Source organism: Arsenophonus sp. PmNCSU2021_1, from assembly GCF_036919435.1.
Lineage (GTDB): Bacteria > Pseudomonadota > Gammaproteobacteria > Enterobacterales > Enterobacteriaceae > Arsenophonus > Arsenophonus nilaparvatae.
Genome location: NZ_JAZHPL010000006.1, coordinates 649,133 through 661,759, shown reverse-complemented (window position 1 = coordinate 661,759; position 12,627 = coordinate 649,133). Strand labels below are relative to the sequence as shown.

10 protein-coding genes and 2 pseudogenes are annotated in these 12,627 nt (G+C 38.4%); 6 read left to right on the top strand and 6 right to left on the bottom strand.

What is annotated here, in order from left to right; translation table 11 throughout:
• The first annotated feature begins 170 nt into the window (after positions 1–170).
• The 5 genes and pseudogenes from V3224_RS16380 (at position 171) to fis (ending at position 4,468) form a co-directional block, all read left to right on the top strand.
• Positions 171–413, top strand: coding sequence for a YhdT family protein (locus V3224_RS16380; RefSeq protein ID WP_180816371.1), 243 nt, complete (start codon positions 171–173; stop codon positions 411–413).
• A complete protein-coding gene (gene panF / locus V3224_RS16375) occupies positions 403–1,851 on the top strand; it encodes a sodium/pantothenate symporter (RefSeq protein WP_334471741.1) in 1,449 nt (482 codons plus the stop codon). Before V3224_RS16380 ends, panF begins: the two co-directional genes overlap by 11 nt.
• A gap of 26 nt (positions 1,852–1,877) precedes the next feature.
• A pseudogene (gene prmA / locus V3224_RS16370) lies at positions 1,878–2,766 on the top strand (50S ribosomal protein L11 methyltransferase).
• 412 nt (positions 2,767–3,178) lie between these two features.
• Positions 3,179–4,205, top strand: a pseudogene (gene dusB, locus V3224_RS16365) (tRNA dihydrouridine synthase DusB).
• The gene (gene fis, locus V3224_RS16360) at positions 4,172–4,468 is read left to right on the top strand and encodes a DNA-binding transcriptional regulator Fis (protein WP_032115641.1); all 297 of its coding nucleotides are present in this window, start codon (positions 4,172–4,174) and stop codon (positions 4,466–4,468) included. The pseudogene dusB and the gene fis overlap by 34 nt, the downstream one beginning before the upstream one ends.
• Before the next feature lie 524 nt (positions 4,469–4,992).
• On the opposite strand, the gene istB is transcribed toward fis, so the two are convergent.
• On the bottom strand, positions 4,993–5,754 hold the full coding sequence (gene istB / locus V3224_RS16355; protein ID WP_334468702.1) for an IS21-like element helper ATPase IstB: 762 nt from the start codon (positions 5,752–5,754) through the stop codon (positions 4,993–4,995).
• Complete coding sequence (gene istA, locus V3224_RS16350; RefSeq protein ID WP_334469161.1) at positions 5,741–6,781, bottom strand: IS21 family transposase; 1,041 nt, start codon at positions 6,779–6,781, stop codon at positions 5,741–5,743. The genes istB and istA overlap by 14 nt, the downstream gene beginning before the upstream one ends.
• An 864-nt stretch (positions 6,782–7,645) precedes the next feature.
• Between istA and V3224_RS16345 the strand changes: the two genes are divergently transcribed.
• Complete coding sequence (locus V3224_RS16345; RefSeq protein ID WP_334471739.1) at positions 7,646–8,272, top strand: hypothetical protein; 627 nt, start codon at positions 7,646–7,648, stop codon at positions 8,270–8,272.
• Between the two features lie 300 nt (positions 8,273–8,572).
• Here the strand turns inward: V3224_RS16345 and rpoH are convergent, their stop codons facing one another.
• The 4 genes from rpoH to ftsY all read right to left on the bottom strand — a co-directional run bounded on the left by rpoH (position 8,573) and on the right by ftsY (position 12,524).
• Positions 8,573–9,430 carry an RNA polymerase sigma factor RpoH gene (gene rpoH, locus V3224_RS16340; RefSeq protein ID WP_334471737.1) on the bottom strand — a complete coding sequence of 286 codons (858 nt, stop codon included), beginning with the start codon at positions 9,428–9,430 and terminating at the stop codon, positions 8,573–8,575.
• 226 nt (positions 9,431–9,656) lie between these two features.
• On the bottom strand, positions 9,657–10,616 hold the full coding sequence (ftsX, locus tag V3224_RS16335; protein WP_032115639.1) for a permease-like cell division protein FtsX: 960 nt from the start codon (positions 10,614–10,616) through the stop codon (positions 9,657–9,659).
• Positions 10,609–11,274 (bottom strand): cell division ATP-binding protein FtsE, encoded by a 666-nt coding sequence (gene ftsE, locus V3224_RS16330; protein WP_032115638.1) that lies wholly within the window; start codon positions 11,272–11,274, stop codon positions 10,609–10,611. Before ftsE ends, ftsX begins: the two co-directional genes overlap by 8 nt.
• A 5-nt stretch (positions 11,275–11,279) precedes the next feature.
• Positions 11,280–12,524: a signal recognition particle-docking protein FtsY gene (gene ftsY / locus V3224_RS16325; RefSeq protein WP_334471733.1), complete on the bottom strand. Its 1,245-nt coding sequence runs from the start codon at positions 12,522–12,524 to the stop codon at positions 11,280–11,282.
• Between the last annotated feature and the right edge of the window lie 103 nt (positions 12,525–12,627).

The following is a 12,627-nucleotide window of genomic DNA, read 5'->3' as shown; positions in this document are numbered from 1 at the left end:
CAAAACCTTATAAATTAAATACAAATTATTGTAATTTAATAAAATTTATGTGTTTTAGTAACTTGCAGATTAACCATTGCTTTTAAGCCATTTCTAGAACTTTATATGCCTGTGCGAAACTCGTGTAATATACAAACCCTCAGATTAAATTTTTACTACCAGGAGAACCAATGGACAAACGTTTTCTTCAATCCAACAAAGAAGCTCGTTGGTCAGTTTTTCTTACTGTTGCTTATTTATGTAGTTGGATTATGACTGCCTACCTCCCCGGTGAGGAAATGGGAATAACAGGGATGCCATTATGGTTTGAACTTTCATGTTTATATTTACCTCTGATTTTTATTTTACTTTGTGTCTTAATGGTTAAATTCATTTTTAAACAAATGTCATTGGAAGATAAAGATGCAAATTGAAATTCTATTACCACTTATTGGTTATTTATTATTGGTTTGTTTACTGTCTATTTATGCTTATCATCGACGTCAAAAAGGCGAATTTTTACATGAATATTTTCTAGGTAATCGCTCTATGGGTGGGGTTGTTTTGGCAATGACCATCACTGCTACCTACATCAGTGCTAGCTCTTTCATAGGTGGTCCTGGAGCAGCCTATAAATATGGCCTTGGCTGGGTGCTACTTGCCTTAATTCAAGTTCCGACTATTTGGTTGTCGCTTGGTGTACTAGGTAAAAAGTTTGCCATTTTGGCTCGTCGCTATAATGCGGTGACACTTAATGACATGCTGTATGCTCGTTTTCAAAGCCGTTTACTGGTATGGATTGCTAGCATTAGTTTACTCATCGCTTTCTTTGGTGCTATGACAGTTCAATTTATCGGCGGAGCTCGTCTACTTGAAACTGCGGCAAATATCCCCTATGAAATAGGATTATTAATATTTGGCATCACTATTGCGCTTTATACTGCGTTTGGTGGTTTTAGAGCCAGTGTCCTTAATGACACCTTACAAGGCTTTGTTATGTTAGTAGGAACCATTATTCTGCTGGTTGCGACTATTCACAAGGCAGGCAGTCTGGCGGCGGCAACAGAGACACTAAAAACGATTGATCCAAAACTAATCACACCACAAGGTGCCGATAACATCTTTAGTATGCCCTTTATGTTTTCCTTCTGGATATTAGTTTGTTTTGGCGTTATTGGCTTACCACACACTGCTGTCCGCTGCATTTCTTATAAAAATAGCCAAGCGATGCACCGAGGGATCATCATCGGTACCATTGTGATGGCTATTTTAATGTTGGGAATGCATTTAGCAGGTGCATTAGGTCGAGCTATTTTACCGGATTTAACGATCCCAGATCAGGTCATCCCAACATTAATGATCACGGTTTTACCTCCATTCGCCGCAGGAATTTTCTTAGCCGCCCCAATGGCTGCCATTATGTCAACAATTAATTCACAATTACTCCAATCTTCAGCAACTATTATAAAAGATCTATATTTAAATATTGCACCAGAGGAGATAAAAAAAGAGAAAAAATTAACCTGGATCTCAAGTGCTTCTACCCTCATTCTGGGTGCTTTATTACTATTAGCCGCCTGGCATCCACCACAAATGATTATTTGGTTAAATTTACTGGCTTTTGGTGGATTACAAGCGGTTTTTCTTTGGCCATTAACACTCGGACTATATTGGCAAAGAGCAAACCGTTTTGGTGCATTAAGTTCAATGATCCTCGGAGCCCTTTCTTACACATTATTGACCGCCTTTGATGTTAAATTTTTAAATTTTCACCCCATCGTACCCGCTCTATTATTGAGTTTGATTGCTTTTTTAATCGGTAATGTTGTTGGTGAGAAAAAATCATTATCTACATCGATAAAAACGAGCTAATAACCTACGATTTCAAGATAATATTTATGCCTTGGATACAAATACGTCTGAATTCGACCGCCGAGCAGGCAGAAGCCTTAAGTGATATATTAACGAAAACCGGAGCGGTTTCTGTCACCTTTCAGGATAGCTACGACAACCCTGTTTTTGAACCCTTACCGGGTGAAACTCGCCTTTGGGGAGATACGGATGTTATTGGTCTATTTGATGCTGAAAGCGATATGGAGCAGGTTATTAGCCAACTTGAAAATTACTCCTTATTGGGTAAAAATTTTGTTCATAAAATTGAACAAATAGAAGACAAAGATTGGGAACGTGAATGGATGGATAATTTCCATCCTATGCGTTTTGGACATAAACTATGGATTTGCCCTAGCTGGCGTGATACGCCTGATCACAATGCGGTTAATGTCATTTTGGATCCTGGTTTAGCGTTTGGTACCGGCACCCATCCTACTACATCACTCTGTTTAGAGTGGTTAGATGGCTTAAATTTGAAAGATAAGATAGTTATCGATTTTGGTTGTGGCTCAGGCATATTGGCCATTGCCGCGTTTAAACTAGGCGCCAAAAAAGCGATTGGTATTGATATCGATCCTCAAGCCATCCAAGCTAGCCATAACAACGCCGAACAAAATAGAGTCGCCGATAAATTAGTTCTGTATTTGGCGAAAGATCAGCCTGAAGATCTAAAAGCGGATATTGTTATTGCTAATATCTTAGCTGGCCCCTTACGCGAATTAGCTGGTGCAATCGGTGGATTAACTAATCCAAATGGCTTACTTTGGACTGTCTGGAATATTAGCCAGTCAGGCGGAAGCAGTTATAACCGCTTACCAACAACAATTTAATATTGAGCCGATAATAGAAAAAGAAGGATGGTGCCGAATAACCGGAATAAAAAAAGCGGATTAGCCATAAGCGAGGTTAGCGCATGCTAATGCGCTAACCCGACAATAAAAATTTTGCTAAAAATCTGCTGCTATAAAAAATCACAAAATTATCAAACTAATTACTTTTATTGTTTATACAAAATAATATCTTTCCAATAACCATCATAAAAATAGTGATCAAGGTTGATTTTTATACAATCAACAGAGATAATCTAACCTAACAAGGAATTTACGATAAAGAATAACAAAATTTGAAAACAAATCAGAAATTTTCATTATATTGATTTTTATGAATATTATTTGTAATCAAAAAAAATCAATATAAAATTTTTCAAAGAAATATCAATTTGCTCAAAGTTTGTCCTTTCATATCTCGTAAAAAATGAGTAATATACGCGCCCTTGCAGTCACAGGATGGTGTTCTTTTATCGCCTATGTATATTGGTCAATATCAGATAAAAAACTGTCTCATTGCAGCACCAATGGCGGGTATCACCGATAGGCCTTTTCGGTCACTGTGTTACTCAATGGGTGCTGATATGACAGTGTCGGAAATGCTTTCTTCCAATCCTCAGGTTTGGAAAACAGACAAATCCAGATTGAGAATGATCCATAGTGATGAATTAGGCATTCGTTCTGTGCAAATTGCAGGTAGTGATCCCGATGAAATGGCAGCAGCTGCACGAATTAATGTTGCAAATGGTGCTCAGATCATCTGATATCAATATGGGTTGCCCTGCCAAGAAAGTGAACCGTAAGTTAGCAGGTTCAGCATTATTGCGCTATCCAGAGCTGATTGAGAAAATTCTATTAGCTGTTGTGAATGCGGTTGATGTTCCTGTTACATTAAAGGTTCGCACTGGTTGGTCACCTGAAGAACGGAACTGTATAAAAATAGCTCAACTGGCCGAAAATTGTGGTATTCAAGCTGTAACTATTCATGGCAGAACTCGTTCTTGCTTATTTAATGGTGTAGCTGAATATGACAGCATTCGAGCAGCTAAGCAAAATGTTACTATTCCTATTATCGCTAATGGCGATATTACTGACCCGCTTAAAGCCAGAGCAGTGCTTGACTACACTGGGGCTGATGCCTTAATGATTGGTAGAGCTGCTCAGGGAAGACCCTGGATCTTTCGGGAAATCCAGCATTACCTGGAAACAGGTGAGTTACTGCCACCTATGCCTATTGCTGAGGTGCAGTGCTTAATGCAAGCGCATGTTAAGGAGCTGCATGACTTTTACGGTCTAAGCAAAGGAATCCGCATCGCACGCAAGCATGTCTCTTGGTACTTAAGAGAACATGCACCTGATGACCAGTTTCGGCGCACATTCAACACCATAGAGGATGCCAGCGAACAGCTGGAAGTGTTGGAGGCATATTTCGAAAAATTTTGCGTAAATCAAAGAAAAGAGCTGACAGAACTATGTTCGAACAACGCGGAAATTCTGACGTACTAACCGTTGCTACTGTAAATTCACAAGATCAAATAACTCAAAAGCCACTACGTGATTCAGTTAAACAAGCACTGAAAAACTATTTTGCCCAACTTAATAACCAGGATGTTAATGACTTATATGAATTAGTATTGGCTGAGGTGGAAAAACCATTATTAGATATGGTAATGCAATATACCCGTGGAAATCAGACCCGTGCTGCGTTAATGTTAAGCATCAACCGTGGAACTCTACGTAAGAAATTGAAAAAATATGGTATGAACTAGCCATAAGTGGTTAACATACTAATTAAAAAAGCACTTTTATATTTTATATAAGTGCTTTTTTGTTATTACTTATACCCTACTCACTGAACAAATATATAAATAGAAGATAAGACGAAAACATGATGAGGCGGTAGCTAATGGCAGCTCTAAATGAAAACCGGCAAAATCCAATTACTCAACGTTGAAATCAGCTCTCCGAATCGATTGCTACTGACACAGGCAATCAAATCTAACAGCTCAGTTTGAAGTTCTACCGAATTTAGCATAAATTTGCTAATATCAGAGCCATGTGCATTCCATCTTCACTATAACCATTCATTATCCAGATAACCTCTTTGATTTAGGTATTAGCCAGATTAATACCAACCTCCTAAAAACCATTCAAAGAGAATATCCAGCATTAACTGAAAATAATTTATTAAATAATCCCAGCTTGAATATTCATCCAGGTACAATTGTCAACGATCACCGAAAACTGATCCACTTTTTATCTAAATACGATCAATCAAAATTGATCCACTGTTTTACTCGGTTATTGCTCCTGATCGCCGCTTATCTTTCAATCGATAGCTTTCACCGCTTAATTGCAGTACATGCGAATGATGAAGTAAACGATCAAGCATAGCGGCGGTTAATGTTGCGTCATCAGCAAAAGTACCAGGCCATTGCCCAAATGATAAGTTACTCGTCAATATGACACTACCATGCTCATAACGCTTGGCAATCACATTAAAAAATAGGGTTGCTTCCTCTCGCCCAAACGGCAAGTATCCAATCTCATCTATGATCAACAACTTCGGGACCATCACCGAACGTGATAGATATTGTTTGAGCTTATTTTGTCGTTTGGCAGTTGAGAGTTGCAACATCAGTTCAGCCGCTGTTGTAAAGCGAGTTTTCTTCCTAGCCTGTACTGCTTTTAATCCTAATCCAATAGCTAAATGCGTTTTACCTACACCACTTGGGCCAAGCAATACGACATTTTCATTACGTTCAATAAATGTTAATGCGCTTAATTCCTGTATTTGTTGTTTAGGAACACTCGTTGCAAACTTAAAATCGAACGTATTAAGTTCTTTGTGTACTGGGAATCCTGCCATCCGACTCAAGAGATTACGAGTTCGTTCATCTCGTTGTTGTTGCTCACATTTTAATAGGGACAGTAAAAACTCTCCGTAGCTTTTGTCTTGGGCAATGCATTGTTCTGCAAGTGATGACCAATGACTGGGAACAGAATTTAATTTCAATGACTCACACAGGTGTTCAATTTGTTCATGCAATAACATGTTCACCTCCCAGCAATGCTTCATATACGCTGATTGAGTGTTGCAAATTGACAGATTCAAGGGGCGGTACGATACGAATATTAAGCGTATTAGTCTGCGGGATAGATTGGCAAACCCTTGCTGGTAAGGGAAGAAGATACTTAACTTCCTTAGCTAATCTGTCTGCTGGCTTTTCTAACGTTGTTCCATGAATCCGCTGATGGGCAACGCGTTGTAACCATGGACCCACTTTTGCGTTGGCTATCTCGATATCTAGTTCAAGATTATGAGCACGAAGGTCGGTATTTAATGGCACGATAAAACTGTTTTTTAAATAGTGGTTAAAGCGCTCTACTTTCCCTTTCGTTTTTGCCCTGTAGGGCTTGCAAGCCTTCAATTTAAAACCGTAATCTTTCGACATTTGAAGCATTTCGACATGCAATTTATGTTCACCTTCTGCATAAGCATCCCGTTCGATGATGAGGGATTTTGCGTTATCACACAATACTTCCTGTGGTACACCACCAAAATAGTCGAAAGCTTCTCTTAAACCTTGTTGCCACGATCCTGCTCGTTCATTATCAAAGAACTTTACATAACTAGCACGCGAATAGCCTAGTGTTGCAACAAACGCTTTTAGGGATTTTTTACCTCGCCGGATGCTGGTGAAGTCGATTTGCATTTGTTGACCTGGCTGTGTTTCAAAACGGACGACAGCTTCGGGAACAATGCTTGGTTTAAATTGACAAACAAATCGGCGTAACTGAGCAATACCGCCTTGATAACCTCTTTCAGCTACCTCATCAAATAACACTGTTGCAGGGATCCAATCAGGTTTAGCCAATTCAATTCGCTGAAGCAAATAAGGTTTAAAGGGTGCCAGTTTACTCGGTTGTTGACTTCTTTTAGCATAAGTTGGCATTGCCTGTTGTTGTAAATGATGTTTTACGGTGTTACGGGAAATGCCTAATTCACGGGCAATTTTTCGAAGGCTTTGTCCTTGTGTAAAGCGAACATGAATATCCACAAATATCTCCTTGGTTAACATAAATTACCCGTACAAAAATGTACGAATAATACCAAGTGGATCAGTTTTAGATGATCGTTAGTGGATCAGTTTTGCATGATCGGTGACACAATGATATTAAAGCGTAATTTTGTTTCATATGGGAGTAAATAGTTAACTACATAAATATATAATGCGGCAATGGGTAATGTTGATTCAACGATCCATAATCGTTTCCGTTATGCCAAAAAATTTATCGAAAGCTATTTTCAACTACATGACTATTAATGTGGTTTTTCGTCAACATCGATTTTTAAATAACTGTTCCATCTCTGCATACGCAAGATTCCTTAACATATTGATAACATTTTACCAGCACCATTTTCAAGAAACTAGCGTGCTATCAGGTTAATATTGGATCAAACAAGAACTCAAATTGAATTAAACAAAAACACGAGTTTCGCACCGGCATATAAAATTCTAGAAATGGCTTCAGAACAATAATTAATCTGTAACTTGCTAAGACGTATAAATTTACTTAAATTACAATAAGTTATTTTTAATTTATGAGATTTTTTCTATTTATATATTATGCTGAATTAAACTTAAAAATAGAGCGTTTTTTTATTGGTGCGAAACTCGTGAAAAATAAAATTATTGATTCTCGATGATAATGAAAAAAATCCTAAATGATTGCAATTTTTGGTGTTTTTTAAAATTTATGATTTCTTTTCCACTTGTCAGTAAATCATGACAGCATAGCCTCCGTAACGAATTCATCATTCTGGTGTAAAATTTTATCCTGATATTTAATTATTTTGCAGTCAACATTGCTGTTTATATTCTGTTTGTATTGGTGATAGTATTGTTATACAGAGGCTGCGGTAAACAACAAGGACGTTTTTTATGAAAGATAAAATGACTGCTGTAATGATGCTGGCTGCTACAGTGATTGCCGGTGGTGCACAAGCCAATGATATAAATATGTGGCGTGAACCAGCACCGGTTGTTAAAGAAGGAAAATTTTTCTCCGTTATTCAGGATCGAGGAACCTTGCAAAAAGCAGTTAAAAATAGCAATAACGAGTTTCTTTTTTCAGAAAAAGGTGCAGGCGTTAAGCCGCTAGTACTCATCGGATCACCAGTGGAGATTTTCGAATATTTGGGAAAAAATCAAACCCGCGGTATCGAAAACCATCTACAGGAAACCCCTGAAATATATATGGGCATCACAAAGTACGTACCACATAAACGTTTTAATGGACTCTTTCCGATACAGGATTTTTTAGTTAAAACACTTGAGCAGGTGCTTAAATTTGTACCTACCGGAACAGTTATTACGGACGCAGCTGGTATTCCTGCGGATCTTAAAGAACTTTATCGTGTTACCAATTCGTTTAAAAGTAAAGAAAAATCCAGTGGTGATTTACTCTACGTAAAATTTAGTTATCTTCCCGAAGATGGAATGCAAAAAATTGGTACCCGTTCGGTTAGCTTTGGTCGTATATTACAATTGATGCAGAATAAAAATTAACGATCGAGTCTATCAGAATAGGATAGGTGTATATTAAATATAAACACACGCAAAATGTCACTGACAGATAAAATATTAGGTAATATTGTAGGGAAGTAATAGACAAGCTACTAGATACATGTAAAAAGGCGCTTACCTCACAGGTAAATGCCTTTTTATTTTAACAGGTAACAATCAAAATAAATTTACTATTACCTTTCTATCTTTCAACAACTTTTCATATAGTTAATTGCCAAACTTTAAATTGGCTACATAACAAAAGTTTCAGCTAGATTTTTACATCACGCGATGTGGCTTATTTTAAGCTTCCATTACTAACCGAAGTTTTTTCATGGCCTTTTTTTCTAATTGACGAACACGTTCAGCCGATACACTATATTTATCGGCTAAATCCTGTAAAGTAGTCTTGCTTTCTTCATCAAGCCAACGCGCACGAATAATATCCTGGCTGCGCTCATCTAAGGTGGATAATGCCTGCGTTAATTTATCAGTAGCATGGTTTTCCCAATTATCTTCCTCAATGCTATCGGCAAAATCAGAAGATTTATCCTGTAGATATAAAACCGGGGCAATAGTGGTATTTTCACCATTATCATCATCGTCATTCATGTCGAATGCCATGTCTTGTGCAGCCATTCGCGATTCCATCTCACGAACATCCTTGCTGGTTACACCTAGCTCCTTGGCAACCATATCGACTTCATTTTGATTAAACCAGCCGATACGTTTCTTATTCTTACGCAAATTGAAAAAAAGCTTACGTTGAGCTTTAGTGGTGGCAACTTTAACTATCCGCCAATTACGCAATACATATTCATGAATTTCAGCTTTTATCCAATGAACAGCAAATGAAACTAAACGTACGCCAACTTCAGGATTAAAACGACGCACAGCTTTCATTAGACCGATATTACCTTCTTGGATCAGATCCGCTTGTGGCAATCCATAACCTGAATAATTACGCGCGATATGAATAACAAAACGTAAATGAGAGAGTATAAGCTGTTTAGCCGCATTTAAATCACCATGATAATGCAGCCGTTTTGCATATTCTTGTTCTTCCTCTGCGGTTAGCATCGGATAAGCATTAGCTGATCGCACATAAGCTTCAATGCTACCTTGTGGAATTAATGCTAATGATTGCATATCTTTGGTCATTGATATCCTCTTTGAATTCAACAAACTAAGAGTTAGTTCTAAATAAAAAATTTATATTTGAGCAGATTCCATTGCTCAGCGATTAATCTGATATCGAGTAGTTTACCACTGCTTAGTATCGAAGAAAATTGCCTTGATTTAATTACATTGAACTTTTAACTTCGACAAAATGTCAGCATAAAAGTTCAATATTGATCACCCGTGTCACTTTTCCTGCTGATAATGATCATTCTGGCGTGAAACGTCTTAAGTGTTGAGCTGTAGCCAACCAGGCCGCTAACCAGCCAATCATTGCGGCAATCAGTATAACTAATAGCACCTCATCCCATAAAAAACCTTGAATATGAAATGTAGTACCAAATACACCCGCTACCTGTGTAACGATACCGGTCAGTTGCCATACCAATAATGCAGAAAGTATTAATGAGAGTAAAGCACCAAAGAATCCCAGTATAATACCACTATTTAAAAAAGGACGCATAATAAAACCATCTGTCGCCCCAATCAACTTCATGACATTAATCGTATCCCTACGGGCAAAAATATTTAGTCTTATACTATTGCCTATCACCAAAAATACCGCCATAACCATTAAAATACCAATCACCATGGCAATTTGTCCAATCAGCCCAGTTAATGCTGCTAAACGGGTAAACCAACTATCATCCATGCGAACATCTTCAATTCCAGCTAATTGACCTACTTTATTACGCAGGTTTATCAATGATTGTGAATTTTGAAAATCAATTTTAGGCGTGATAATGGCTACTGCTGGTAAAGGGTTTTCTTCCAACAGATCTAACGCTGTGCCGAATCCTGACCAATTGCGAAACTCAATCATGGCTTCTTCGCGCGACAGGTAATTAACACTCTTAACACCATCTAATTGCTTAAGTCCAGCGACTGTCTGTTCAGCGCCTTTTTCATCTAATGATTTATCCAAATAAATGGTTAATTGAGGTGCGGGATACCATTGTTGCGCGGCTTGTGAAACATTTTTCCAAACAATATAACAAAGACTGGGCAGCGTTATCGAGATAGCAATAACAGCCACCGTTAAAAGCGTGGCTAAAGGCTGGCGTAACATATCAGCTAATGTATTTAACCAAGCATAGCGCCATTGCTCTCGCCACCCTCCTTTCAATGCCTTGGCTTTGGCTATTTTATGGATAGGTTTTTTAGCCATTCTGACCTCCTACCATTCTTCCCTCGCTTAATGTCAAAATAGAATAATGACGACGCTCAATAAGCTCAAGATCATGAGTGGCTACCAAAACTGTTACCCCAACTCGATTGAATTCTTCAAACAATCGCATAATACCTTCAGATAATTCATCATCCAAATTACCCGTTGGCTCATCTGCTAGCAATACACTAGGCTTATTAACAATTGCGCGAGCTATACCTACCCGCTGCTGTTCACCACCTGATAATTGAATTGGATAACTTTTCGCTCTATTAAGTAAACCCACCTTATCTAAAGCAGCAGAAACCCGACGACGAATATCCTCAGAGCTGGCACCGGCAATAATCAGCGGCATAGAGACATTGTCATATACGTTTCTATCAAACAACAAATGATGATCTTGAAAGATCATACCTATCTGCCGACGTAAAAAAGGGACTTCCCGTTTTTTTAAGCGACTAATGTGATGACCACCAAACCAAATATGGCCAGTACTGGGGCGTTCAATACCACATATTAACTTTAATAAGGTACTTTTCCCCGCCCCCGAATGGCCAGTAAGAAATGCCATTTCTCCAGGATGAAGATGAAAATCAACGCCCTGAAGTGCTTGCTTGCCACCACGATAAGCTTTACTAACATGTTCAAAGCGAATCATTGATATTAATCCTCTCGGACAAAAAGCGCCTCGATGAAATCATTAGCTACAAATGGCCGGAGATCATCAATGCCTTCACCAATCCCTATATAGCGAATCGGGATCTTAAACTGATCGGCAATAGCAAAAATCACGCCACCTTTAGCTGTACCATCAAGTTTAGTTAAAATAATGCCAGTTAACCCCACTGCCTCATGAAAAATTTTAGCCTGATTAATTGCATTTTGACCAGTACTTGCATCTAATGTTAGCATCACTTCATGAGGCACTTGTTGATCAAGTTTTTGCATAACTCGGACAATTTTTTTCAACTCTTCCATCAAATGCGCTTTGTTTTGCAATCGTCCGGCAGTATCAGCAATCAATATGTCGACTCCCTTCGCTTTCGCCGACTGAATGGCATCAAATATCACTGAAGCAGGATCTGCGCCAGTATGCTGAGCAACAACCGGGATATTGTTACGCTCTCCCCAAACTTGTAATTGTTCAACCGCTGCTGCCCTAAATGTATCGCCAGCCGCTAGCATTACTGATTTACCTTCTGCCTGATATTGGCGGGCTAACTTACCAATTGTTGTGGTTTTACCGACCCCATTAACCCCAACCATCAATATTACATAAGGTAGCTTATTTTCTATAACCAATGGCTTATCAACATCAAATAAGATATTGGCCATCTCTTCGCGTAATTTGCTATAAAGCATCGCAGCATCATTCAACTCTTTACGATTAGCATGGGTAGTTAGGCTATCTATAATCTTTCGTGTTGTTTCTAGCCCCACATCAGCAACTAAAAGTTGTTCTTCTAACTCATCAAATAGCTCATCATCAATTTTTTTACCACGAAAAAAACTAACAAAACCGACTCCCATATTCTGCCGCGTTTTTAATAAACCTTGTCTTAACCGTGCAAAGAAATTCTCTTTTGCCGGTTTTTTTGGCTGTTGTATCGGCGGTACTTTTTTCTGTTCATCTATGTCTTGCAAAGTAGTTATCTGCTGACTAGGTGTAACAATTTTTGCGGCTTTCATGTCTGCTGTTTGGCATTGATCGTTTTTTTCTTCCGCTACTTGAGGTTGCACCTTTTCTACTTTTGCAGACTGCTGTGATGTTGCTATTACATCCGTCACCCCTTCAGAACTGTCTTCTACTTTCGGTTCGGATTGTTGCTCTGTCTCTCTTTTTTGCACTTCATTTTCAGATCCTAACCCTAGCCAGGGAAAAAAACTTTTTTTTCTCTTTTTAGCCATCTGCCATTACACTCCTAGCGGTAAAAATATGGTGTTACCAATGTAAATAATAAAAATAGGATGGCAGTGTATCACTTGATTTGATTGCAACACATATCTGACA